Source organism: Curtobacterium sp. NPDC086286, assembly GCF_044746255.1.
Lineage (GTDB): Bacteria > Actinomycetota > Actinomycetes > Actinomycetales > Microbacteriaceae > Curtobacterium.
The window spans coordinates 645,159-669,705 of the sequence record NZ_JBIVBW010000001.1 but is presented as its reverse complement, the minus strand read 5'-3'; the positions used below and the strand labels follow the sequence as shown (position 1 = coordinate 669,705).

Here is a 24,547-nt window from a genome sequence, read left to right as displayed (position 1 = left end):
GTCAGGGCGCAGTGAACAAGTCTACGACCTCACGCGCCGCGGTGCCGACATCGGAGTTCACGATGCGCACGTCGAACTCGTCCTGGGCGGCGAGTTCGACCTTGGCGGTGTCGAGCCGGCGTGCCTGTTCCTCGGCCGATTCGGTGCCCCGGCCGATCAGTCGGCGCACGAGTTCCTCCCACGACGGGGGCAGCAGGAAGACGAGCACCGCGTCGGGCATGGCGTCCCGGACCTGGCGTGCGCCCTGCAGGTCGATCTCGAGCATCACCTTGTCGCCGGCGTCGAGCGCGCGGTCGATCGGCGGCCGGGGCGTGCCGTACCGGTACGAGTTGTGGACGGTGGCCCACTCGAGGAGTTCGCGGTCGCGGATCATCCGGTCGAACTCGGCGTCGTCCACGAAGTAGTAGTGCACGCCGTCGACCTCGCCCGGACGGGGCTTGCGGGTCGTCGCCGAGACGCTGAGGTTGACGTCCGGGTACTGCTCGCGGATGTACGCGCTGACCGTGCCCTTGCCGACCGCGGTGGGGCCGGCGAGGACGACGAGCTTCGACGACCCGCGCTTGCGACCGCGGGCCGCGAGCCAGTCGGCGAGCTCCGACCGCTGCCGGGTGCCGAGGCCGCCGAGGCGCTTCGACGGCGCGATCCGCAGCTCGCCCATGATCGACTCCGCCCGTGCCGGTCCGATGCCGGGGAGGCTCGTGAGCAGGTCGCGCACCCGCAGGGACTTCTCGGCCGGTGCGTCGGCGTCCGACCAGGCGGTGCGGGCGACCTCGAGAGCGGAGCGCTCCCCCGACGCGACCGCGGCCTTGACCGCGGCCCGGGCACGACGGGCGGCCACCGCAGCGGCAGCCGCGGCGACCCGGTCGACCTCGGGTGGGTTCCGGTGTGCGGGCAGGCCGTCGCGGTCCGTCGTCATGCGGCGGCCCCCAGCGCGGCGCGGGTCCGGTCCGCACGGTCGGTCACGAGGGCTGCGACGCCGTCGGGACCGTCGGTGAGCAGACCGCGCGACTCGCTGACGAGCACCTGCTCGGCGCGGGCGCCGTACAGCGCGCGGAGGTCCTCGATGCGGGCGCCCTGGGCACCGAAGCCCGGGGCGAGGATCGGCGAGGTGCCGATGGTGCCCGCGTCGATGCCGAAGTCGTCGAGGTCGAGGGTCGCGCCGAGCACGAGCCCGACGTCGCCGAGGGGCTGGTCGCCGCCTCTCCGGTTGTCGTCTGCCACGTCCAAGACGATACCGGCAGCGACGCTCCGCCCCGAACGAGGTCCCTCGGCGAGCACCGCGGTCTGCAGCACGCGCGCCTCGGGGTTGCTCGTGGCGGCGAGCACGAAGACCCCGGCACCGTTCCGGCGCGCCACGTCGACCGTCCCGGCGAGGGAGCCGTAGCCGAGGTACGGCGACACCGTCATGGCGTCGGCGGCGAACGGACCGTCACGGTCCAGCCACGCGAGCGCGTAGTCGTCCCCCGTCGATCCGATGTCGCCGCGCTTGACGTCGGCGACGACCAGGAGGCCCGCATCGCGTGCCCGACGGATCGTCGCGTCGAGCGCACGGTAGCCCGCCACCCCCGCGGCCTCGAAGAAGGCGATCTGCGGCTTCACGACCGCGGCGCGGCCGGCGGCCGCGTCGACCAGGGTCGCGCCGAACGTGGTCAGGCCCTGCTCGTCGCGGCCGAGCCCCCACGCCGCCAGGGTGGCGGCGTGGGGGTCGATGCCGACGCAGAGGGCGGAACGCGACCCGATGGCGGACGCGAGCCGGACGCCGAAGGAGGCCGCGCCTCCCGTGCCCGGGTCGCTCACCAGGTGGCGCGCTCGAGCGCGTAGTCCTGCAGGCTCCGCACGCTGTGCGGCGACCCGATCGTCTCGATCGCCGCGACCGCGGCCCCGAGCTGCGCGATCGTCGTGAACAGCGGCTTGTCCGCCGCGACCGTCGCCGCACGGATCTCGTACCCGTCCGCACGACCGGCGGCACCCGACGGCGTGTTGATGACGATGTCGACCTCGTTCCGGGCCAGCAGGTCGACGACGCTCTCGCCGCCCTCGCTGTACTTGCCGACGAGCGTGACCTCGATGCCGTTGCGGCGCAGGATCTCCGCCGTGCCCTCGGTCGCCGTGATCGTGAAGCCGAGCTGCTGCAGCCGGTGCACCGGGAGCACGATGGCGCGCTTGTCGGTGTCGGCGACGCTCACGAACACGGTGCCGCTCGTCGGCAGACCGCCGTACGCGGCTTCCTGCGACTTGAGGAACGCGCGCGGGAAGTCGCGGTCGATGCCCATGACCTCGCCGGTGGAGCGCATCTCCGGGCTGAGCACCGAGTCGACGACCTGGCCGTCGTGGGTGCGGAACCGGCGGAAGGGCAGCACGGCCTCCTTCACGGCGATCGGGGACTGGATCGGCACGAACGCGCCGTCGCGGGCGGGCAGGAGCCCCTCGGCGACGAGCGTGTCGATCGTCGTGCCGGTCATGATCCGCGACGCCGCCTTGGCCAGCGGGATGCCGAGCGCCTTCGAGACGAACGGGACCGTGCGGCTGGCGCGCGGGTTCGCCTCGAGGACGTAGAGCACGCCCGCGCCGATGGCGAACTGCACGTTGAGCAGGCCCTGGACGCCGATGCCGCGCGCGATCTTCTCGGTCGCGTCCACGACGCCCTGGATCTCGGCACGGCCGAGGCCGACCGGCGGCAGGGTGCAGGCCGAGTCGCCGGAGTGGATGCCGGCCTCTTCGAGGTGCTCCATGATCCCGCCGATGTAGAGCCGCTCGCCGTCGAAGAGCGCGTCGACGTCGATCTCCACCGCGTCGTCGAGGAAGCGGTCGACCAGCAGCGGGAGCTCCGGGCCGATGATCGCCTGGTCGGCCATCCGGTCGAAGTAGTCCGCGAGCGACGGGGAGTCGTACAGGATCTCCATGCCGCGGCCGCCGAGCACGAAGGACGGGCGGACGAGGACGGGGTAGCCGATCTCCTCGGCCACCGCGGTCGCGCTGGCAAGGTCGTGGGCGGTGCCGTTCCGGGGCGCGAGCAGGCCCGCAGCGTCGAGGATGGCGGAGAACTGGCCGCGCTCCTCGGCGGAGTCGATCGCGCTCGGGCTGGTGCCGAGGATCGGGATGCCCGCAGCCTCGAGCGGCTTCGCGAGCCCGAGGGCCGTCTGGCCGCCGAGCTGCACGACCACGCCGACGAGCTCACCGGACGCCGCCTCGGCCTCGATGACCTCGAGGACGTCCTCGGTGGTCAGCGGCTCGAAGTACAGGCGGTCCGAGGTGTCGTAGTCGGTCGAGACCGTCTCCGGGTTGCAGTTGATCATGATCGTCTCGAACCCGGCGGCGCTCAGCGCGAAGGACGCGTGCACGCAGGAGTAGTCGAACTCGACGCCCTGCCCGATGCGGTTCGGGCCGGAGCCGAGGATGACGACCTTCTTGCGGTCGCTCGGGGCGACCTCGGTCTCGGCGTCGTACGACGAGTAGTGGTACGGCGTCAGGGCCGGGAACTCGCCGGCGCAGGTGTCGACGGTCTTGAACACCGGGCGGATGCCCTCGGCGTGACGGGCGTCACGGGCCTGCTGCTCGGTGATCCCGCGCAGCGACGCGATCTGCGCGTCGCTGAAGCCGTGCTCCTTGGCCCAGCGGAGGGTGTCGGCGTCGAGGGTCTCGGCGTTCTTGACCTCCAGAGCGACTTCGTTGATCAACACGATCTGGTCGATGAACCACGGGTCGATCTTGGTGGCCTCGAAGACCTCGTCGGCGGTGGCGCCCGCGACGAGCGCCTGCTGCACGGTGACGATGCGACCGTCGGTCGGGATCGCCGACTTCTGCAGCAGCGCGTTCTTGTCGAGCTCGGCCGCCGGGGTGTCCCAGTGGAACGACGAGCCGCGCTTCTCGAGCGAGCGGAGCGACTTCTGCAGCGCCGTCGCGTAGTTGCGGCCGATCGCCATCGCCTCGCCGACGCTCTTCATCGTCGTGGTGAGCGTGGCGTCCGCCGCGGGGAACTTCTCGAACGCGAACCGCGGGGTCTTCACGACCACGTAGTCGAGCGTCGGCTCGAAGCTGGCCGGGGTGACGCGGGTGATGTCGTTCTCGATCTCGTCGAGGCGGTACCCGATCGCGAGCTTCGCGGCGATCTTCGCGATCGGGAAGCCCGTCGCCTTCGACGCGAGCGCCGAGGAGCGGGAGACGCGCGGGTTCATCTCGATGACGATGACGCGGCCGTTCGACGGGTCGACGGCGAACTGGATGTTGCAGCCGCCGGTGTCGACGCCGACGCGACGGATGATGTCGATGCCGATGTCGCGCATGTTCTGGTACTCGCGGTCGGTCAGCGTCAGCGCGGGGGCGACGGTGATCGAGTCGCCGGTGTGGACGCCCACGGGGTCGACGTTCTCGATCGAGCAGATCACGACGGTGTTGTCGTAGTTGTCGCGCATCAGCTCGAGCTCGTACTCCTTCCAGCCGAGGATCGACTCCTCGAGCAGGACCTCGGTCGTCGGGCTGGACTGCAGCCCGTCGCCGACGAAGCGGACGAGTTCTTCCTCGTTGTAGGCGAAGCCGGAGCCGAGGCCACCCATGGTGAAGGACGGACGGACGACGAGCGGGTAGCCGAGGTCCTGCGCGTACTCCTTCGCCTCTTCCAAGGTGTGCGCGATGTGGCTGCGCGCGACGTCGGCACCGGACTCGAGGACGAGCTCCTTGAAGAGCTGGCGGTCCTCACCGCGCTGGATGGCGTCGACCTTCGCGCCGATGAGCTCCACGCCGTACTTGTCGAGGATGCCCTCGGCGTCGAGCTTGATCGCGGCGTTCAGGGCGGTCTGGCCGCCGAGGGTCGGCAGCACGGCGTCCGGCTGCTCGATCTTGATGATCTCCTCGAGCGAGGCGCTCGTGATCGGCTCGATGTACGTCGCGTCGGCGAAGTCCGGGTCGGTCATGATCGTCGCCGGGTTCGGGTTGACGAGGATCACGCGGACGCCCTCGGCACGGAGGACGCGGCACGCCTGGGTGCCGGAGTAGTCGAACTCGGCGGCCTGCCCGATGACGATCGGGCCGGAGCCGATGACGAGGACGGAGTTGATGTCTGCGCGCTTCGGCATCAGTTGGCTTCCTTGGTGATGTCTGCTGCGGGGGTCGTGGCGTCGGCGGTCGCCGCGTCGAGCGGCGCCCCGTCGCGACGCTCGCGCACCAGGTCCGCGAACCGGTCGAAGAGGTACATGGAGTCGTGCGGGCCGGCCGCCGCCTCGGGGTGGTACTGCACGCTGAACGCGGGCACGTCGAGCGCGCGGAGGCCCTCGACCACCTGGTCGTTCAGGGAGTAGTGCGAGACCTCGACGCGACCGAAGCCGGCCGGTGACTCGACGACCTCGCCGAGGGGCGCGTCGACCGCGAAGCCGTGGTTCTGGCTCGTGATCTCGACCTTGCCGGTCACGGTGTCGAGCACCGGCTGGTTGATGCCGCGGTGCCCGAACGGGAGCTTGTACGTGCCGAACCCGAGGGCCCGTCCGAGCAGCTGGTTGCCGAAGCAGATGCCGAAGAACGGGCGCCCGGTCTTCAGGCTGCCCTGGAGCAGCTCGACCTGGGCGTCCGACGCGGCAGGGTCACCAGGGCCGTTCGAGTAGAAGAGCGCGTCCGGCGCGAGGGCCTCGAGCTCGTCGGCGGTGATGTCCTGCGGCACGACGTGCACCTCGAAGCCGCGCTCCGCGAGGTACCGCGTGGTCGAGGCCTTCACGCCGAGGTCGAGCACGGCCAGCGTACCGATCTGCTCGCCGACCGCGGGGACCACGTAGGTCTCGGGCGTCGACACGATCGACGAGAAGCTCGCGCCCGCCATCGTGGCCTGCGCGCGGACCGCGTCGAGCTGCTCCGACTCGGACAGCGCGGCGTCGGCGCCGCTGAACACGCCGCCCTTCATTGCGCCCGCGTCGCGGATCCGGCGGGTGAGCGCCCGGGTGTCGATCCCGGAGATGCCGACGATGCCGTCCCGCACGAGGTGGTCGTCGAGCGACGCGTTCGCGCGGTGGTTCGACACGATGCGGCTGGGGTCGCGCACGACGTACCCGGCGACCCAGATGCGACGGGACTCGGGGTCCTCGTCGTTCACACCCGTGTTGCCGATGTGCGGCGCGGTCTGCACCACGATCTGTCCGGCGTAGGAGGGGTCGGTGAGCGTCTCCTGGTACCCGGTCATGCCGGTCGCGAAGACCACCTCGCCGAGCGTGCGCCCGCGGGCGCCGTAGGCCCAGCCGTCGTACCGGGTGCCGTCCTCGAGGACCAGTACGGCCCGTTCGCGTGTCATCAGTTCGTCCCTTCGCCCGCGGTGTGCGGGTGTTCGTGCTTCGTCGACAGTCCCTGCAGGGCGGCCAGTGCTGCGCCGTCGCCCTCCGGGAACCGGAAGTAGGTGTCGAGGTCCGACGCACCTGCGGCGCCGGTCGCCGTCCATCGCAGACGGACCAGTCCCCCGGGCTCGACCACGCGGTCGATGGCCCACGTGGCGCGGTCGGCGCCGCGGACGGCGGAGGCTTCGATCCAGCGGTCCGGGGTGCCGGCGTGGTGGAGCACCACGCCGGTGTCGTGGACGGTCACGCCGCCGCGGCCCCGGAAGCCGAGTCCGCCAGCGGTGATCCGCTCGAGCGGTTGGTCGGCGCGGGTCGTCGCGACGGTGAAGCCGTCCCAGGACCCGGCCGCCGGTCCGACGTCGGTCGGCACCGGGACGGGAGGCACGGATTCCGCCTGCTTCCTCGCCCGCGTCCGCCAGGTGCGTGCCATGGCGACGAACAGCGCGACGACGAGGGCGAGGATGATCCCGCCTTCGAGCCAGCGCAGCGCGTCACCGCTCATGCCGTCGCCTCCGCCCGCGCGGCGCGCGCGTGTCCGGCGACCGTCTCGGCGTCGACGAGCTCCCCCGCCAGGAGCGTGGGGTACCCGTGGTGGAAGGTCGCGACGACCCGGCCCGGGAGCCGCATGCCGAGGTACGGCGAGTTCTGCGACTGCCCGGCGAGGTCGGCGACGGAGAACTCGCGGACGGCCGTCGGGTCGTACAGGGTGATCTCGGCCGGTGCGCCCTCGGCGATCCGCTGCCCGTGCCCCTCGACCTGGCCGATGCGCGCGGGCGCCTCGGACAGGACGCGCGCGACGTCGGCCCAGTCGAGCCGGCCGTCGTCGACCACGGCGGACTGCACGACGCTCAGCGCGGACTCGAGGCCGACCATGCCGTTCGCCGCCGCGGGCCACTCGCAGCACTTCGCCTCGGCCGTGTGCGGCGCGTGGTCGGTCGCGACGATGTCGATCGTGCCGTCGGCCAGGGCGGCCCGGAGCGCGTCGACGTCCTCGCGGGAGCGCAGCGGCGGGTTGACCTTGTACCGGGCGTCGTAGCCGGGAGCGCCGTCGTGCCCGGCGATGAGGTCCTCGGTCAGCACCAGGTGGTGCGGCGTGACCTCGGCGGTGACGTCGATGCCGCGGGACTTCGCCCAGCGGATCACCTCGACGCTGCCGGCGGTCGAGACGTGGCACACGTGCAGCCGGGCCCCGACGTGGTCGGCGAGCAGGACGTCGCGGGCGATGATCGCCTCTTCCGCGACCGCGGGCCAACCGGCGAGCCCGAGCTCCGACGACAGCCGCCCCTCGTTCATCTGGGCGCCGATGGTCAGCCTCGGCTCCTGTGCGTGCTGCGCGAGCACCCCGCCGAAGCCCTTGATGTACTCGAGCGCCCGGCGCATGAGGAGCGGGTCGGACACGCACGAACCGTCGTCCGAGAAGACCCGGACCTTCGCCCGGCTCGTCGCCATGGCGCCGATCTCAGACAGGTGGGTGCCCTGGAGTCCCTGGGAGACCGCGCCGATCGGGCGCACCGTGACGTACCCGGCGTCGTCGCCGAGCGCCTGCACCTGCTCGACCACACCGGCGGTGTCCGCCACCGGCGACGAGTTCGCCATCGCGTTGACGGCGGTGAAGCCGCCAGCGGCCGCGGCACGCGAGCCGGTGAGGACCGTCTCCGACTCCTCGAAGCCGGGCTCGCGCAGGTGGGTGTGGAGGTCCACGAGACCGGGCAGGGCGATCAGACCGTCCGCGTCGACGACCGTGGCGCCGGCCGCGTCGAGACCGGAGCCGACCGCGGTGATGCGCCGCGCCTCCAGGCGGATGTCGGCACGCGTGCCGTCGACCAGCTGCGCGCCGCGGATGAGGTGGGCGGTCATGCGACGGTCTCCTTCGTTGCTGCGGTCGCTTCGGACCCGGTCAGGGCCAGGTAGAGCACGGCCATCCGGACCGACACGCCGTTCTCGACCTGCTCGACGACCGTCGAGCGGGGGTCGTCGGCGGCGACGCCGGCGATCTCGAGCCCGCGGTTCATCGGGCCCGGGTGCATGATCAGCGTGCGCTCGTCGAGCCGGGCGAACCGGCTCGCCGTGAGGCCCCAGTGCCGGGTGTACTCGCGCGGGTTCGGGAAGAACGCGTCGTTCATCCGCTCCTGCTGGATGCGCAGGGTCATCACGACGTCCGGGTCCTCGGCGAGGGCGACGTCGAGGTCGTGGTGCACCGCGGCGCCGAACGGCGTGCTCGCGACCGGGAGCAGGGTCGGCGGCGCGGCGAACGTGACGCTCGCGCCGAGGGTCTGCAGGAGCCAGGCGTTGCTCCGAGCGACCCGGCTGTGCAGCACGTCGCCGACGATGAGCACTCGGACGCCGTCGAGGCCCTGGCCCCGACTGCCGGCACCGTGCAGGCGCCGACGCATCGTGAACGCGTCGAGCAGGGCCTGCGTGGGGTGCTCGTGCGTGCCGTCACCGGCGTTGACGACCGGGACGTCGATCCAGTCGGCGTCGGCGAGGACCCGCGGCGCACCGGACGCGCCGTGGCGCATCACGATGCCGTCGATGCCCATCGCGCCGAGGGTCTGCACGGTGTCCTTGAGGGACTCGCCCTTGGAGACGCTCGAGCCCTTCGCCGCGAAGTTGAGGACGTCGGCGGAGAGGCGCTTGGCGGCCGCCTCGAACGAGATCCGGGTGCGCGTGGAGTCCTCGAAGAAGAGGTTCACGACGGTCTTGCCGCGCAGCGCGGGGAGCTTGCGGACCTCGCGCGTGTTGACCTCGGCCATCTCCTCGGCGACGTCGAGGATGTGGATCGCCTCGGCGCGGGAGAGGTCGGCGGTGGAGAGGAGGTGCTTCACGCTGCACCCCCGTCGCCCTGCTCGATGACGACCTCGTCGGTGCCGTCGGTCTCGGTCAGCCGGAGCGTCACCCGCTCGTCGGAGGCCGTCGGCAGGTTCTTGCCGACGTGGTCCGCGCGGATCGGGAGCTCGCGGTGGCCCCGGTCGACGAGCACGGCGAGCCGGACCGCCCGCGGGCGACCGATGCCCTGGAGCGCGTCGAGCGCCGCCCGGACCGTGCGACCGGAGTACAGGACGTCGTCGACGAGGACCACGACCTTGCCGTCGATGCCGCTCGCCGGGATGGTCGTCCGGTGCGGCGCGCGACCGATGCCGTGGCCGAGGTCGTCGCGGTGCATCGTGACGTCGAGCGTGCCGACGCGGTGCGACCTGCCGGCGTCCGCGCCGGTCGCTGCCGGTTCGCTCGTCCGCTCGGGCTCGATGTCCGCCCACTCGGGCTCGATGTCCGCCAGGATGCGGTCGAGCCGCTCGGCCAGGACGGCACCCCGCGTCGGGATGCCCAGGAGCACGAGGTCCGAGGCACCGTGGTTGGCCTCGAGGATCTCGTGCGCGATGCGTGTCAGAGCACGCGTGATGTCGGAGTGCTGCAGGACCGTTCTGGTGCCCACGCCGACCTCCTTCCCCGCCTCACCGGACGGCATTAAAGGATGCTGACGTGGTCAACCCTACCGGGACTCCTGGTCCTCTGCGACCGTCCGACCGGACGGTGCACCGCTCGACTTCTCGCCCGGCGCGCGGCCGCCGGCGACGGCCCCGAGCACACCGTTGACGAACCCGGCGGACTCCTCCGTCGAGAGCGACTGGGCCAGCTCGACCGCCTCGGCGATCGCGACCGCGTCGGGGACCTCGGGGTTGAACCGGAGCTCCCAGACGCCCATGCGCAGGATGCAGCGGTCGAGCACCGGCATGCGGGCGATCGACCAGCCCTGGGCGTGCTCGACGATCACGGCGTCGATCTCGTGGCGGGCGTCGTCGACACCCGTGACGATCTGGCGGGCGTAGTCCCAGCTGGAGGCACGCTCCGGCTGGTCGAGGTGCCGGACGGTCTCGGTCGCGAGGACGTCCGCGATCGGGAGCTCACGCACCTCGGCCACGTACAGCATGTCGAGGGCGCGCTTGCGGGCCTTCGAACGAGCACTCATACGGGCGTCGCCTAGGAGTTGACGCGGCCGAGGAAGCTGCCGTCGCGCGTGTCGATCTTCACCGTGGTGCCGCTCTCGAGGTAGAGCGGGACCTGGATGCGGTGGCCGGTCGCGATGATCGTCGCGTCCTTCGTGCCACCGGACGAGCGGTCGCCCTGCAGGCCGGGCTCGGTCTCGACCTCGGTCACGATCGACGTCGGGAGCTCGACGTAGAGCGGGTTGCCCTCGTTCATCGCGATGGTGACCATCGCGGACTCGAGCAGGTAGTTCTTCGCGTCGCCGACGACCGTCGCCGAGACCGGGATCTGGTCGTAGGTGTCGGTGTCCATGAACACGTAGGAGTCGCCGTCCTCGTAGAGGAACTGGTAGTCACGGCGGTCGACCGTCGCGGTGTCGATCTTCGCGCCCGCGTTGAAGGTGCGGTCGACGACCTTGCCCGACACGACGTTCTTCAGCTTGGTGCGGACGAACGCGCCGCCCTTGCCCGGCTTGACGTGCTGGAACTCGACGACCGACCAGAGCTGCCCGTCGATGATGAGAACGGCGCCGTTCTTGATGTCAGTGGTACTGGCCATGAGTCTTCGATGTCCCGTTCGATCGTCTTGTGAAGGTCTGCGGACCGCGCTGGGTCCCGGACGAGTGTAGCGGACGGGTCGTGGCGTCCCCGCGCAGTGCTTGTACGGTCACTCTCGTCGCCGCGCGCGGATCGCGTCGACCGCCGCCCAGGCGAGCAGCACCACCGCCGCTCCCCCGAGCAGCGCTCCGGCCACCCCGGTCGAGATGACCGCCGTCGGCCGGGCCGGCAGCGCGAGGTACACGATCGACAGGATGCCGGCCCCGGCGCCGAGCAGCACGAGCAGCACCCGCCGGACCACCCCGTTCAGCGTCCGTCGGTCCCGCCGGTCCGCGAACAGCCGGATGTTGACCGACAGCTTGCCGGTCTCGATCGCCTCGCCGATGCGGTCCACCCGGCGCGGCAGCCGGCGTGCGGCCGTCACCGCGCCGAACAGCTCGCGCACCGCCACGTCCCGGAGCTTGCCCGGCCGCAGCTGGTCGCGGATCTGTTCGGAGGCGAGTCCGCGTGACTCCTCGAGCAGGTCGAACGAGGGGGCGAGCGTGCGCAGCGTCCCCTCGAAGATCGCCAGGGCGCGCGCGGCGGCGACGAAGTCCGGCGGCGCCTTCAACCGGTACCGCCCGAACACCGCGACGGCGTCGTCCACCGTGTCGACGCCGATCCGGGCACCCGGACCGAGCTCGTCCGCGACGAAGCGCGCGATGTCCCGGCGGAAGTCGGGTTCGTCCTGGGCGTCCCGGACCGGTGCCATCCGGAGCACCGCGTCGGCGATCCGCGACGTGTCGTCCTGGATGTACGCGGCGAGCAGCTCCTGCACGATGTCCCGCAGGCCGGGGTCGAGCCTGCCCACCGATCCGAAGTCGATGAGCGCCGGCCGGCCGTCGGGCAGCAGCAGGACGTTCCCGGGGTGGAGGTCACCGTGGTACACCCCGTCGAACACCACCTGCCGGAGGAACGCCCGGAGGATCGACCGCATCGGCTGGTCGAGGTCGCGGTCGCTCCGCTCGGCCCGGATCGCGCTGAGGGTGTCCCCCTCGAGGAACTCCATCACGAGCACGCGCCGACCGGAGAGCTCCGGGTACGGGTCCGGGAAGCGCACCTCGTCGGGGCGGGCGCTCCGGCGCTGGGCAGCCCGCAGTGCCTCGAGGTTCCGGAGCTCCGAGCTGAAGTCGACCTGCCGCACGAGGTCGTCGGCGTACTGCTGGGCCACGTCCTGCACGCCGACCTGACGGGCCTCGACCGACCAGCGCGCCATGAACCGCACGACGCGGAGGGCGATGTCGACGTCGCGCCGCACGGCCTGGTCGATGCCGGGCCGCTGCACCTTGACGGCGACGCTCGTGCCGTCGGCGAGGCGGGCTCGGTGGACCTGTGCGATCGACGCCGCGGCCACCGGGACCGGGTCGAAGGCCGCGAAGACCTCGTCCACGGGGGCGCCGAGTTCACGTTCGAGCAGCGCTGCGACCTCGTCCGCGGGTGCCGGGGACACGTTCCGCTGCAGGTGTGCGAGTCCCTCGGTCCACTCCTCGGGGAGCAGGTCGTCGCGGGTCGAGAGAAGTTGTCCCATCTTCACGAACCCGCCGCCGGCCTCCTCGAGCGCACGGCGCAGGTGCTCGGCCTGGCTGCGGCGGAGGTCCGAGGTCGCCGGGTCGTGCGAGAAGTCCAGGCGCCGGAACGGGACGAGGCCGTGCCGGCGTGCGATCGACAGCAGCTCGGTGAACCGGCGGGCACGGGACCGGACGGTCCCGGGGTCGGTCGCGTCCGGTGTGGACAGGTCGCTCAGGCGTGGCGGGGTGGGCACGGTTCCAGTCTGCTCCCCCGCCCTGCGTGGTCGGTTCCTCCACAGCCTGGAGGCGCGGCTCGCCGTCCCCAGGTCGGCCGACGCCCGTCCTGCGGCCGCCTCCACTGCGTCAGGCTGCGACCGATTCACCTGGTCCGTCTCGCAGCACCAGGGTGATCAGACATACGACATCTCGGCAACTGTGCTCCGGGGACTCGCCGACGTATCGTGGTGGTCCAAGGCGGACCGGCGGCTCGCAGACCGCGCGTTGCGCCGCCGCGTCCCTCGGAGCAGGCCGACCGTCGACACGAAGGAGCCGGAGTGATGCCGATCTTCAGACGCCTCCCGGATGCGCTCGATCCCGACCGCGACGACGACGCGTACTGGGCATGGGAGAACGGAGCGACCATCGCCGAGTTCCACGAATGGAAGCGGACGGATGTCCTCACCGTGTCGATGCGGGTGAAGTGGTGGTGGCGACGGACCCGCCGCGTCCTCCGCTGAGCTAGACCCCGACCTCCTGGTAGGCGGTGAAGAGCAGGTGGTCCTCGGGTCCCTCGAGCGTGACCGGCTTGCCGACACCGTCGAGGATGATGAACCGGAGCATGCCGGCGCGGGCCTTCTTGTCTCGACGCATCGTGGCGAGGAGACCCTCCCAGCGGCCGATCCCGTAGGTCGTCGGCAGCTCGAGCGACTCGAGGATCGCGCGGTGCCGGTCCACCGTGGCGTCGTCGAGGTGTCCGGTGAGGCGCGCGAGCTCGGCGGCGAAGACCATGCCGACCGCGACGGCCGCTCCGTGTCGCCACTGGTACCGCTCGGCGTGCTCGATGGCGTGCCCGAGGGTGTGCCCGTAGTTCAGGATCTCGCGGCGGCCCTGCTCGGTGAAGTCGTCCGAGACGACCTGCGCCTTGAGCTCGATCGCGAGCTCGACGACGCGACGGAACTCCGGCGTGGTCGGGTCGGTGACGCGGTCGACGTCGGCCTCGATGATGTCGAGGATCTCCGGGACGGCGATGAAGCCGGCCTTCACGATCTCGGCGAAGCCAGTGAGGATCTCGTTGCGGGGCAGCGTGGCGACGAGGTCGATGTCGGCGACGACCGCGCGGGGTGCGTAGAAGGCGCCGACGAGGTTCTTGCCCTCGTTGGTGTTGATGCCGGTCTTGCCGCCGACGCTCGCGTCCACCATGCCGAGGACGCTCGTGGGGATCGCGACGTACGGCACCCCGCGCAGCCAGGTCGCCGCGACGAACCCGGCGAGGTCGGTCACGGCACCGCCGCCGAGGCCGATGACGGCGTCGGTGCGGGTGAAGTCGGACTGCCCCATGATCTGCCAGCAGAACGCGGCGACCTCGACGCGCTTGGCGCCCTCGGCGTCCGGGACCTCGGCGATGAGGGCCTCGAGGCCGGCGTCGACGAGCAGGTCGCGCAGCGCGTTCGCCCGGGCGCCGAGCGTCGGGGCGTGCACGATCAGGACCTTGGCGACACGGGGGCCGAGGAGCGCCGGCACCGAGCCGAGCAGGCCGTTGCCGACGGCCACGACGTAGCCGTCCGCGCCGCCGACGCGGATCTCGGTGGTGCCCTCGGGGAGGACGGACTGGGTCGGGTCGGTCACGCTGTTCCTTCGCTCGTGGGTGCACCGGTGCGGGCCGGAGGGGTCTCGTTGCGCAGCCACGCGACGACGTCGTCGACGACGCGCGACATCGGCCGGCGCGAGGTGTCGAACACCGCGTGCGCGAGCTCGGCGTAGGTCGCCGCTCGCGCGTCCATGATCGTCTGCCACGCGTCGATGCCGCCGTTCGCCAGGAGCGGGCGGTCGCTGCCGGCGATCCGGTCGGCGACGGCCTCGGGCGAGACGGTCAGCAGGACGATGCGCGCTCCGGCCATGGCCTCGCGCGTGTCGACGTGGGTGACGGCCCCGCCACCGACGGCGATGACGCCCCCGGTCGACAGCGCTGCCCGGACGGCTGCCGCCTCGAGTTCACGGAAGGCGGCCTCGCCGCGGTCCGCGAAGATCCCGGGGATCGGACCGTGCTCGCGGACGATCACCCGGTCGGTGTCGGTGAACGGGACGCCCAGCGCCTTCGCCACGCGCTTGCCGACGCTGGACTTGCCGGCGCCCATCGGCCCGATGATGACGACCGGGGCTGCGGGACCGGCCGACGGCGACGCCGCCGCCGGCTCGGGTGTGTGCGTCACCAGGCCGAGGAGTGCTCGGCGGCCTCGGTGCTGCGGGTGCGCAGCGTCTCCGGGATCGACGCGAGGTACGCGTCGAGGTTCCGCTTCGTCTCGACGACGTTGTCGCCACCGAACTTCTCGAGCACGGCGTCGGCGAGGACGAGCGCGACCATGGCCTCGGCCACGACACCGGCGGCCGGCACGGCACAGACGTCGGAGCGCTGGTGGTGCGCCGAGGCGTCCTCACCCGTGGCGACGTCGATGGTGTGCAGCGCGTGCGGGACGGTCGCGATCGGCTTCATGCCGGCGCGGACGCGGAGCACGGTGCCCGTGGACATGCCACCCTCGGTGCCGCCGGCGCGGTCGGACGTGCGGTAGATCTCGCCGTCTTCGCGGAAGAGCTCGTCGTGCGCCTCGGACCCGCGGCGGGCAGCGGTCGCGAAGCCGTCGCCGACCTCGACGCCCTTGATCGCCTGGATGCCCATGATCGCCGCGGCGAGGCGGGCGTCGAGCCGGCGGTCCCACTGCACGTGCGATCCGAGTCCGGGCGGGACGCCGTAGAACAGCACCTCGACGACGCCGCCGAGGGTGTCGCCGTCCTTCTTCGCGGCTTCGACCTCGGTCACCATGCGGGCGGAGGTCTCGGCATCGAAGCACCGCAGCTGGTCGTCGTCGAGGCGGTCGACGTCGTCCGGCAGGGGCAGCGCGGTGCCGTCGGGGACGCGGACGGTGCCGACCTGCAGCGTGTGCGCGACCGATCGGATGCCGAGCTCGGCCAGGAAGGACTTCGCGACGGCGCCGAGCGCGACCCGGGCCGCGGTCTCGCGAGCGCTCGCGCGTTCGAGGATCGGGCGGGCCTCGTCGAAGCCGTACTTCTGCATGCCGACGAGGTCGGCGTGCCCCGGACGCGGACGGGTGAGCGGGGCGCTCCGACCACGGGAGAGGTCGGTCTGCTCGACGGGCTCGGGGTTCATGACCTCGACCCACTTCGGCCACTCGGTGTTGCCGATGCGGATCGCGATCGGGCTGCCGAGGGAGTAGCCGTGCCGGACGCCGCCGGAGACGTGCAGTTCGTCCTGCTCGAACTTCATGCGGGAGCCGCGGCCGTAGCCGAGCTTGCGTCGCGCGAGATCGGTACGGATGGACTCGAACGACACCGGGACACCCGCGGGCAGGCCCTCGAGCATCGCGATCAGTTCGGGTCCGTGGGACTCACCAGCAGTCAACCAACGAAGCATGGTGTCCATCTTCCCACAGCCCGGGCCCCGTGCGACGCCGCTCGACTACTGGTAGTCGGGGTGTGCCCGGAGCCACGCCTGGAACTGGTCGACCGCGACGAGGTGCTGCGCGTACGTGTCGGAGAACACTGTCTCACCGGTCTCGAGGTTCACCGTCACGAAGTACAGCCACTTCCCCTGCGCCATGTTCGTGACGGCCTTGATCGCGATGTCACCGGGGTTCGAGATCGGCGCCGGCGGCAGGCCGTCGTGCACGTAGGTGTTGTACTTGTTCGACGCATCCTTGCGCTCAGCGTCGGTCGTCGTCACCCGGTGGGTGTTGCCCGTGCCGTAGGCGACCGTCGCGTCGGACTGCAGCGGCATGTCGATGTCGAGCCGGTTCTGGAACACCCGCGCGACCTTCGGGTAGTCGGCGGCGAGGCCGGCCTCCTTCTGCACGAGCGAGGCGAAGACGATCACGCGCTCCTGGTCGGCCTCGGCCACACCGGCGGCCGAGAGGTGCTCCTTCATCGTGTCGACCATCGACTTGAAGTACTCCGTCGCGCTCCACCCCGGGTTGATCGGGTAGGTCGCGGGGAACAGCCAGCCCTCGAGCGTGGTCGTGTTCGCCGGCAGGTCGTACGCGGAGAGGTCCTTCGCCGCAGCGGAGACCTCGGCGGCGGAGAGCCCCGCCTTCGAGACCATGCCGGCCTCGATGTCCTTGAGCGCCGTGCCCTCGGGGATCACGATGGAGGCCTGGACGCGGTTGTCCTTGTCCTGCAGCGCCGCGAGGGCCGCCTTCGAGCTCATCTTCTTCTTGAGCGCGTACGACCCCGGCTGGAACTGGACGTCCGGCGAGGCGAGCAGGAGCTTGTAGAAGACCTTCGAGTCCTTCACGACACCGCTGCGCTGCAGGGTCGCGGCGACGTTCTCGCCGATGTCGCCCTGCTTGATGGTGATCGTCACCTTGCTGGTGCCGTCGCCGGAGTAGTCGTCGGGCTCCTGCGAACCGCTGATGGCGGCGACGAGCTGCTGGACCTTGGGCGCCGCGAAGGAGTACGCGGACACCCCGACCGCGAGGACCACCGCGACGATGACGATGCCCGCGATGAGCGGGCCGCGACGACGCTTCGGACGCGGCTCACGCGGGCCGCGTGGCGACCTGGAGGCGCCCCCACGTCCACCGCGACCGCCGCGTCCACCGTCTCCCGCGCCTCCGGGGCCGTTGCCGGGCTGGTCGGGACCACCTGCGCCGGCACCCGCGCCGGCGGCCGTGGCCGTGCCGGCGTCACCGCCGCGTGCCGCGGCACGCGCGTCGTCGTCGACGTGGAGTTCGCCGGTGAGGAGCGCGTGCACGTCCGGGTGCAGCTCGTCGGGTGACGACGCCGCCGGGGCGTCCGCCGCGGCGGCGCGACGGTCGTCGTCGGCCCGGCCGAGGTCGGGACGGTCGGTGCTCGACCCGGCCGCGTCGGTGGTGGCCGGGCTCGCGTCCGCGGGGCCCGCTTCGGCGCGTGCCCGCGCGGCTTCGGCGGCGCGTGCTTCGCGTCGGGACATCGGTCGACCGGTCGCGTCCGGGGCGCCGTTCCGCGCACCGGTGGTCTCGCCCGCGTCACCGCGTGCGTCGGGGGTCTCCGCACGGTCGGAAGTCGTCTTCCGCCGCTCGGCGTCGTTGCCGGGCGCGATGATCGCGTTCCAGTCCAGGTCGTCTGCCAACGGTCCTCGGGTCTCTCGGTCGGGAACTCCGTCTGGGCTCGGGGTGCTGGGCGACGGTGTGGCAGCCGCGTTCAGGCGAGCACTGCGGTGGTCCGCAGTTTCAGGGGAGCGTGGCCCCGGGTGGGGCACTGGCCGCACGCTCGTGGTCGAGCGCGTGTTGCAGAATGATAACAGCGGCCGCTTGGTCGATCACGGCGCGGGACTTCTTCGTGTTCTTGCCGGCCTGGTGCAGGCCGCGCTGGGCCGTCACGGTCGAGAGTCGTTCGTCGACCAGACGCACCGGACGGTGTTCCGCCAGGCGCCCGGCGAACTCCCGGGCGTCCGCCGTGGACGGGGTGTCCCCGCCCGACATCGAGAGCGGCAGCCCGACGACGATCTCGAGGACGTCGTACTCCTCCGCGATCTCGAGGATCCGCCGGACGTCCGTGGCGTCGTGCCGGGCGACGGTCTCGACGGGCGTCGCGAGGAGCCCGTCACGGTCGCACACGGCGACCCCGATCCGGGCGCGGCCGACGTCGACACCGAGCCGGCGCCCGGAACGGATCGCCACGATCAGGCCGCGAGCCGGTCGGTGACCGCGCGGAGGGCCGCCGGGAGCGCGGACGCGTCGGTGCCACCGCCCTGCGCGAGGTCCGGCTTGCCGCCGCCACCACCACCGAGGACGCCGGCGGCCTCCTTCGCGAGCGGTCCCGCCTGCACACCGGCGGCGCGGGCGGCGTCGTTCGTCGCGACGATGACCACCGGCTTGTCGTTGATGACCGCGCCGAGCACCACGACGGCGGCACCGTCGCCGAGCTGGCTGCGGACACCGGTCGCGAGCGCGCGGAGGTCGTCACCGGACTGGAGTCCCTGGACGGACTCGGCCACGACGGTCGTCGCGCCCACCGTCGTCGCCTGGCGTGCGATCGCCGGGACGCGCTGCTGGAGGTTGGCGGACTCGAACTCGGCGACGCGCTTCTGCGCCGTCCGCAGGTCCTCCATCAGGGACTGCACGCGGGTCGGCAGGTCCTCTCGGGGGGCCTTGAGCGCGCTCGACAGCTGGGACACGATGGTCCGCTCGACGGCGAGGTCGCGGAAGCCCTCGAGCCCGACGAGCGCCTCGACGCGGCGGTTGGTCGAACCGACGCTCGACTCCCCCACGAGGTTGACGAGCCCGACCTGGGCGCTGGACGCCACGTGCGTGCCACCGCAGAGCTCACGGGACCACGGGCCGCCGATGTCGACCATGCGGACCTCGGAGCCGTACTTCTCGCCGAACAGCGCCTGCGCGCCGAGCGACTTGGCCTCGTCGAGCGGGAGCACGCGCGTCGAGACCTCGAGGTCGGAGCGGATCGCGTTGTTCACGACCTCCTCGATCTCGGAACGGGTCTCGAGCGAGACCGGCTGCGACCACGAGAAGTCGAGCCGCATGTAGCCCGACTTGTTGTACGAACCGGCCTGGAGCGCCTCCGGGCCGAGGATGTCGCGCAGTGCGGCGTTCACGAGGTGCGTCGCCGAGTGCGCCTGGGTCGCACCGCGGCGGTACTCGGCGTCGACCACGGTCGTCGCCGGCGCACCGACACCGACCTCGCCCGAGCGCACCTGGACCGTGTGGCTCCACAGACCGGCGACGGGACGCTGGACGTCGAGCACCTCGAGGTCGAAGCCGTTGCCGACGATCGAGCCCTGGTCGGCGTCCTGACCACCGGACTCGGCGTAGAGGGAGGTCTCGCCGAGGATGACCTCGGCGATGTCGCCCGCGACCGCACGGTCGACGCTCACGCCGTCCACGATGATGCCGAGGATGTTCGTCTCGGCCTCGAGCGCGTCGTAGCCGAGGAAGACGGTCTCGCCCTTCGCCCGGAACGCGCTGTAGACGCTGAGGTCGGCGAGTGCGGTCTTCTTGCTCTTGGCGTCCGCCTTCGCCCGCGCCCGCTGCTCGGACATCAGGGTCTCGAACGCGGACCGGTCGACCTGGACGCCGGCTTCCTCAGCCATCTCCATCGTGAGGTCGATCGGGAAGCCGAAGGTGTCGTGCAGGAGGAACGCCGTGTCCCCGCCGATCGCGGGCGCGCCGTCCTGCTTCGCGCGCTCGACCGCGACATCGAGGATCGTCGTGCCCTGCGCGAGCGTGCGGAGGAAGGTCTCCTCTTCCGCGTAGGCGATGCGTGCGATGCGGTCGTAGTCGCTGCCGACCTCGGGGTAGGCGTCGCGCATGGCGTCACGCGACGCGGGGAAGAGCCGGGGGAAGGTCGCGCCCTCGACGCCGAGCAGGCGCATCGCGCGCACGGTGCGGCGGAGCAGGCGACGGAGGATGTAGCCGCGGCCCTCGTTCGACGGGGAGACGCCGTCGGCGATGAGCATGAGCGCCGACCGGACGTGGTCCGCGATGACGCGCATGCGGACGTCGTCCTCGTGCACGGCGCCGTACCGACGACCGGAGATCGCCGCCGCCTCGTCGAGGACCGGGCGCACCTGGTCGATCTCGTACATGTTGTCGACGCCCTGCTTGATGAAGGCGACGCGCTCGAGCCCCATGCCGGTGTCGATGTTCTTGTTCGGCAGCTCGCCCGTGATCTCGAAGTCGTACTTCGAACGGACGTCGGCGATCTGGTACTGCATGAACACGAGGTTCCAGATCTCGACGTAGCGGTCGTCGTCGGTCGCCGGACCGCCGTCGATGCCGTACTCCGGACCGCGGTCGAAGAAGATCTCGGAGCAGGGCCCCGCCGGCCCGGGCTGCCCGGTCGACCAGTAGTTGGTGTCCTTGCCGAGCCGCTGGATCCGGTCGTCGGGGAGCGAGGAGTGCTGCTTCCAGAAGGCGATCGCCTCGTCGTCGTCCTCGTACACGGTGACCCAGAGGTCGTCGGGCGAGAAGCCGAGCCCACCGTCCGGCTCGGGCGTCGTCAGGAACTGCCAGGCGTACTCGATCGCCTGCTCCTTGAAGTAGTCGCCGAACGAGAAGTTGCCGTTCATCTGGAAGAACGTGCCGTGCCGCGGGGTCTTGCCGACCTCTTCGATGTCGTTCGTGCGGATGCACTTCTGGACACTCGTGGCGCGGGGGTACGGCGCGGGGACGAGCCCGGTCAGGTACGGGATGAACGGCACCATGCCGGCGACCGTGAACAGGAGCGAGGGGTCGTCCGAGACGAGCGAGGCGGACGGGACGACGGTGTGGCCGCGGTCACCGAAGAACTGGAGCCAACGGCGGCGGATCTCTGCGGTCTGCATGGTGCTTCCTGGTTTCAGGTCGTGTGCGTGGGAGGGGTCGTCGGTCAGACGTCGGTGCGGAGCTCGGCCTCGCGAGAGCGGTAGCCCTCGGCGACGGCACCACGGAAGGCTTCCGCGCGAGCGTTCACGTCGGCGAAGAACCGCGCGCCACCGGGGGTGTTCGCGACCTTGTGCGCGACGGCGAACCCGATGACGACGCCGACGGCGACGAAGAACAGCTGCTTCACGGTGCCTCTCCCTCTCGTGCACGCGAGCGGTGCGTGCCCAGACGATCTTACCGACGACACCGGCCACCGACGCCGAACGGCGGGCCGCCCTCGTGAGAGGACGACCCGCCGTTCGGGTGTGATCAGTGGATCAGCGAGCTGCGTAGTACTCGACGACGAGCTGCACTTCACAGGTCACGGGGACCTCGGCGCGCTTCGGACGACGGACCAGGCGGGCCTGGAGCTTGTCGATCTCGACCTCGAGGTAGCCCGGGACCTTCGGCAGGACTTCCTGGTGCCCACCGGCGGCGGCGACCTGGAAGGGCTCGAGGGACTCGGAGCGCTGCTTCACGTGGATGAGCTGCCCCTCCTTCACGCGGAAGGACGGACGGTCGACGAGCTTGCCGTCGACCAGGATGTGACGGTGCACGATCAGCTGACGGGCCTGCGCGGTGGTGCGGGCGAAGCCGGCACGGAGCACGAGGGCGTCGAGGCGCTGCTCGAGGAGCTCGACCAGGTTCTCACCGGTCAGGCCCTTCGTCTTGCGGGCCTCTTCGAAGACGATCCGGAGCTGCTTCTCGCGGATGCCGTACTGGGCGCGCAGACGCTGCTTCTCACGGAGGCGGACGGCGTAGTCGCTGTCCGCACGACGGCGGGTGCGGCCGTGCTCACCGGGGCCGTAGGGGCGCTTCTCGAGGTAACGGGCCGCCTTCGGCGTCAGCGGGATGCCGAGCGCGCGCGAGAGGCGGGTCTTGCTGCGGGTACGTGACTTGGTAGACACAGGGTCCTTTTCTCTGTCTGAACTGAATGACTCGAGGGGATCCGTCCGACCGTGGGCAACGAGACACACGGAAGGGATCGGTCCCGACGACGGGATCCAGAGGGATGAGCCTGTGGGATCGGACGGCTACAGTCCGAACCTCTGCCCCCGTACCACCGGAGTGGCACTCTGTCCTCGACGCAGCCGTGCTCGAGGACCAGGACGTAGGCCCGGCAATGCTAGCAGGAACTCGGGGCGGCCACTACTCGCCGCGGGTGATCTTCCGGAGGCGCTCGAGTCGCGGCCCGACCTCGCGCTCGAAGCCGTTCGCCGTCGGGGTGTAGTACTCGGTGCCCTCGAGCGCGTCGGGCAGGTACTGCTGCTCGGCGACACCGTGCTCGGCGTCGTGCGAGTAGACGTAGCCCTTGCCGTGGCCGAGCCGCTTCGCGCCGGGGTAGTGCGCGTCGCGGAGGTGCATCGGCACGACCCCGAGCCGCCCGGCCTTGACGTCGGCGATCGCGGCGTTCACCCCGTTGTAGGCGGCGTTCGACTTCGGCGCGGTCGCCAGGTAGACGACCGCCTCGGCCAGGGGGATCCGGCCCTCGGGCATGCCGATGAGCTGGACGGCCTGTGCGGCCGCGACCGCGATGGGCAGGGCCTGGGGATCGGCCATGCCGATGTCCTCGGACGCCGAGATGATGATGCGACGGGCGATGAACCGCGGGTCCTCGCCCGCCTCGATCATGCGCGCCAGGTAGTGGAGTGCGGCGTCGACGTCGCTCCCCCGGACCGACTTGATGAACGCGCTGATGACGTCGTAGTGCTCGTCGCCCTGGCGGTCGTAGCGGAGCAGTGCCCGGTCGACCGCTGCGGCGACGGTGTCGGCGTCGACGACCGGGACGGTGTCGACACCGTCGAGGGTCCCGTCCGCGTCGTCGTCGGCCTGCGCCGCGACGGCCGAGGACGCCGCGGCCTCGAGCGCGGTGAGTGCCCGACGGGCGTCGCCGGAGGACAGCCGCACGATGGCGCTGCGGGCCTCGTCGCCGAGGACGACCGATCCGCCGAGGCCCCGCGGGTCCTCGACCGCGCGGTCGACGAGCATGCCGAGGTCCTCGTCGGTGAGGGGCTTGAGCGTGAGCAGCAGGGAGCGGGACAGCAGCGGCGAGATGACCGAGAACGACGGGTTCTCGGTCGTCGCCGCGATGAGGATGACCCAGCCGTTCTCGACGCCGGGCAGCAGGGCGTCCTGCTGGGCCTTGCTGAAGCGGTGGATCTCGTCGAGGAAGAGGACCGTGGTCGAGCCGTAGAGGTCGCGGTGCGTGAGCGCCTTCTCCATGACCTCGCGCACGTCCTTCACGCCGGCGGTCACGGCCGACAGCTCGACGAACTCGCGACCGGACTGCCGCGCGATCGCCTGCGCCAGGGTCGTCTTGCCGGTGCCGGGCGGTCCCCACAGGATCACCGAGACGCCGCCGGGGTTCTCGCGCGTGCCCGTCGCGAGCTGCACGAGGGGGCTGCCGCGGCCGAGCAGGTGCTGCTGGCCGGCGACCTCGTCGAGGCTGGTCGGCCGCATCCGCACCGCGAGCGGGACGGACCCCTGCGCCAGCCCGGCGCGACCGCCGGTGGTGGGCGCACGCATGCCCGAACGGTCCGCTGCCATGTGACCAATCGTAGGCCGACCCACCGACAGGGGCGTGCCTCCAGGCCTCCGACAGGGCCGTTTACAGTACGCTCGTCGCACACTCGACGAGAGGTACGACCAGCACCGTGGCACCGAAGAACCAGGCGCGTGACAACCGGGAGGCGCGCGAGCGCCTCCGCCTCTACACGGCACGGCAGGGCCTGCACGAACGGCAGCGGCGTCGCCGGGTGCGGGACAACGTCGTCGGCGCCGGTGTCCTAGTCCTCGTCGCGGCGTTGGCGACCGGTTCGCAGCTCGCCTTCGCCGGGTCGCAGGGCGGCGGGGCGGACGCGAGCGCGAGTGCCTCAGCGACCGCGACGCCGACCCCGTCCGCGAGTGCCACCGCCGCGAACACGGGCGACGTCCCGAGCAAGTCCATCGCGAAGGACTCCACCTGGACCGGATCGCTCACCCTGAACAAGGACGTGAAGCTCGGCATCGAGCTGGACGGCGAGAAGGCACCCCAGGCCGCGAGCGTCGAGATCAAGCTCATCCAGGAGCAGTTCTACAACGGCACCACCTGCCACCGACTCGCCGACAGCACCGGGTTCGAGTTCCTGCAGTGCGGCTCCGCGAACGGCGACGGCACCGGTGACGCCGGCTTCCAGTACGGCCCGCTCGAGAACGTCCCGAGCGACGGCAAGTACACCAAGGGGACCATCGCGATCGCCCGCAGCTCGTCGGCGTACTCGCAGACCACGCAGTTCTTCATCGTCTACGGCGACACCACGCTGGACGGCTCCACCGGCGGCTACACCGTCGTCGGGAAGGTCACCAGCGGCCTCGACGAACTCGAGTCGAAGATCACGTCGAAGGGCATCTCCTCCGCCGGCAGCGACGGCACCGGCGAGCCGAAGGTGGCGACCAAGATCACCGGCGCGACGATCGAGCAGGAGAAGTAGTCCACAGGCGCGCCGACCCGGCGGGTCGCAGATGCTCTCCGTGCAATAGGC

At 71.4% G+C, this 24,547-nt stretch carries 22 protein-coding genes; 2 read left to right on the top strand and 20 right to left on the bottom strand.

The genetic code is table 11. From position 1 onward, the window contains the following. Window position 1 precedes the first annotated feature (1 nt). The 11 genes from gmk to ACIPKM_RS03165 form a co-directional block, all read right to left on the bottom strand. Window positions 2–916 (bottom strand): guanylate kinase, encoded by a 915-nt coding sequence (gmk, locus tag ACIPKM_RS03215; RefSeq protein WP_070416248.1) that lies wholly within the window; start codon window positions 914–916, stop codon window positions 2–4. Further along, window positions 913–1,797 (bottom strand): orotidine-5'-phosphate decarboxylase, encoded by an 885-nt coding sequence (gene pyrF / locus ACIPKM_RS03210; protein ID WP_402736145.1) that lies wholly within the window; start codon window positions 1,795–1,797, stop codon window positions 913–915. Before pyrF ends, gmk begins: the two co-directional genes overlap by 4 nt. Continuing rightward, window positions 1,794–5,072, bottom strand: a complete 3,279-nt coding sequence (gene carB, locus ACIPKM_RS03205; protein ID WP_402736144.1) for a carbamoyl-phosphate synthase large subunit — start codon at window positions 5,070–5,072, stop codon at window positions 1,794–1,796. The genes pyrF and carB overlap by 4 nt, the downstream gene beginning before the upstream one ends. Further along, window positions 5,072–6,271, bottom strand: coding sequence for a glutamine-hydrolyzing carbamoyl-phosphate synthase small subunit (gene carA / locus ACIPKM_RS03200; protein WP_402736143.1), 1,200 nt, complete (start codon window positions 6,269–6,271; stop codon window positions 5,072–5,074). Before carA ends, carB begins: the two co-directional genes overlap by 1 nt. After that, window positions 6,271–6,813 carry a hypothetical protein gene (locus tag ACIPKM_RS03195; RefSeq protein WP_071296274.1) on the bottom strand — a complete coding sequence of 181 codons (543 nt, stop codon included), beginning with the start codon at window positions 6,811–6,813 and terminating at the stop codon, window positions 6,271–6,273. The genes carA and ACIPKM_RS03195 overlap by 1 nt, the downstream gene beginning before the upstream one ends. Next, window positions 6,810–8,168: a dihydroorotase gene (locus ACIPKM_RS03190; protein ID WP_402736142.1), complete on the bottom strand. Its 1,359-nt coding sequence runs from the start codon at window positions 8,166–8,168 to the stop codon at window positions 6,810–6,812. Before ACIPKM_RS03190 ends, ACIPKM_RS03195 begins: the two co-directional genes overlap by 4 nt. Next, window positions 8,165–9,136: an aspartate carbamoyltransferase catalytic subunit gene (locus tag ACIPKM_RS03185; RefSeq protein ID WP_070416253.1), complete on the bottom strand. Its 972-nt coding sequence runs from the start codon at window positions 9,134–9,136 to the stop codon at window positions 8,165–8,167. Before ACIPKM_RS03185 ends, ACIPKM_RS03190 begins: the two co-directional genes overlap by 4 nt. Continuing rightward, window positions 9,133–9,777, bottom strand: a complete 645-nt coding sequence (pyrR, locus tag ACIPKM_RS03180; protein WP_261647007.1) for a bifunctional pyr operon transcriptional regulator/uracil phosphoribosyltransferase PyrR — start codon at window positions 9,775–9,777, stop codon at window positions 9,133–9,135. The genes ACIPKM_RS03185 and pyrR overlap by 4 nt, the downstream gene beginning before the upstream one ends. Before the next feature lie 24 nt (window positions 9,778–9,801). Further along, entirely contained in the window at window positions 9,802–10,278 is a 477-nt protein-coding gene (gene nusB, locus ACIPKM_RS03175; protein ID WP_071303729.1) for a transcription antitermination factor NusB, read from the bottom strand. Between the two features lie 11 nt (window positions 10,279–10,289). Next, on the bottom strand, window positions 10,290–10,853 hold the full coding sequence (gene efp, locus ACIPKM_RS03170) for an elongation factor P (protein WP_022906721.1): 564 nt from the start codon (window positions 10,851–10,853) through the stop codon (window positions 10,290–10,292). Between the two features lie 108 nt (window positions 10,854–10,961). Continuing rightward, entirely contained in the window at window positions 10,962–12,653 is a 1,692-nt protein-coding gene (locus tag ACIPKM_RS03165; protein WP_092386991.1) for an AarF/ABC1/UbiB kinase family protein, read from the bottom strand. Window positions 12,654–12,956: 303 nt separating this feature from the next. On the opposite strand from ACIPKM_RS03165, the gene ACIPKM_RS03160 reads away from it, so the two are divergent. After that, window positions 12,957–13,136, top strand: coding sequence for a hypothetical protein (locus tag ACIPKM_RS03160; protein ID WP_071296268.1), 180 nt, complete (start codon window positions 12,957–12,959; stop codon window positions 13,134–13,136). 1 nt (window position 13,137) lies between these two features. Here ACIPKM_RS03160 and aroB read toward each other — a convergent pair whose 3' ends face one another. The 9 genes from aroB to ACIPKM_RS03115 form a co-directional block, all read right to left on the bottom strand. Beyond that, window positions 13,138–14,244, bottom strand: coding sequence for a 3-dehydroquinate synthase (gene aroB / locus ACIPKM_RS03155; protein WP_402736141.1), 1,107 nt, complete (start codon window positions 14,242–14,244; stop codon window positions 13,138–13,140). Beyond that, window positions 14,241–14,828: a shikimate kinase gene (locus ACIPKM_RS03150; RefSeq protein ID WP_402736140.1), complete on the bottom strand. Its 588-nt coding sequence runs from the start codon at window positions 14,826–14,828 to the stop codon at window positions 14,241–14,243. Before ACIPKM_RS03150 ends, aroB begins: the two co-directional genes overlap by 4 nt. Continuing rightward, on the bottom strand, window positions 14,825–16,045 hold the full coding sequence (aroC, locus tag ACIPKM_RS03145) for a chorismate synthase (RefSeq protein ID WP_071296356.1): 1,221 nt from the start codon (window positions 16,043–16,045) through the stop codon (window positions 14,825–14,827). Before aroC ends, ACIPKM_RS03150 begins: the two co-directional genes overlap by 4 nt. Window positions 16,046–16,090: 45 nt before the next feature. Beyond that, a complete protein-coding gene (gene mltG, locus ACIPKM_RS03140) occupies window positions 16,091–17,737 on the bottom strand; it encodes an endolytic transglycosylase MltG (protein WP_402736139.1) in 1,647 nt (548 codons plus the stop codon). 100 nt (window positions 17,738–17,837) lie between these two features. After that, window positions 17,838–18,290 carry a Holliday junction resolvase RuvX gene (gene ruvX / locus ACIPKM_RS03135; RefSeq protein ID WP_092386988.1) on the bottom strand — a complete coding sequence of 151 codons (453 nt, stop codon included), beginning with the start codon at window positions 18,288–18,290 and terminating at the stop codon, window positions 17,838–17,840. Then, window positions 18,290–20,947: an alanine--tRNA ligase gene (gene alaS, locus ACIPKM_RS03130; protein ID WP_402736138.1), complete on the bottom strand. Its 2,658-nt coding sequence runs from the start codon at window positions 20,945–20,947 to the stop codon at window positions 18,290–18,292. Before alaS ends, ruvX begins: the two co-directional genes overlap by 1 nt. Window positions 20,948–20,991: 44 nt before the next feature. Continuing rightward, window positions 20,992–21,174 (bottom strand): hypothetical protein, encoded by a 183-nt coding sequence (locus ACIPKM_RS03125; RefSeq protein ID WP_070416260.1) that lies wholly within the window; start codon window positions 21,172–21,174, stop codon window positions 20,992–20,994. Between the two features lie 130 nt (window positions 21,175–21,304). Continuing rightward, window positions 21,305–21,934 (bottom strand): 30S ribosomal protein S4, encoded by a 630-nt coding sequence (rpsD, locus tag ACIPKM_RS03120; RefSeq protein ID WP_058726527.1) that lies wholly within the window; start codon window positions 21,932–21,934, stop codon window positions 21,305–21,307. Between the two features lie 241 nt (window positions 21,935–22,175). Beyond that, window positions 22,176–23,552, bottom strand: coding sequence for a replication-associated recombination protein A (locus tag ACIPKM_RS03115; protein WP_031261054.1), 1,377 nt, complete (start codon window positions 23,550–23,552; stop codon window positions 22,176–22,178). Between the two features lie 128 nt (window positions 23,553–23,680). Between ACIPKM_RS03115 and ACIPKM_RS03110 the strand changes: the two genes are divergently transcribed. Beyond that, a complete protein-coding gene (locus ACIPKM_RS03110) occupies window positions 23,681–24,496 on the top strand; it encodes a peptidylprolyl isomerase (protein ID WP_402736137.1) in 816 nt (271 codons plus the stop codon). Window positions 24,497–24,547: the final 51 nt, after the last annotated feature.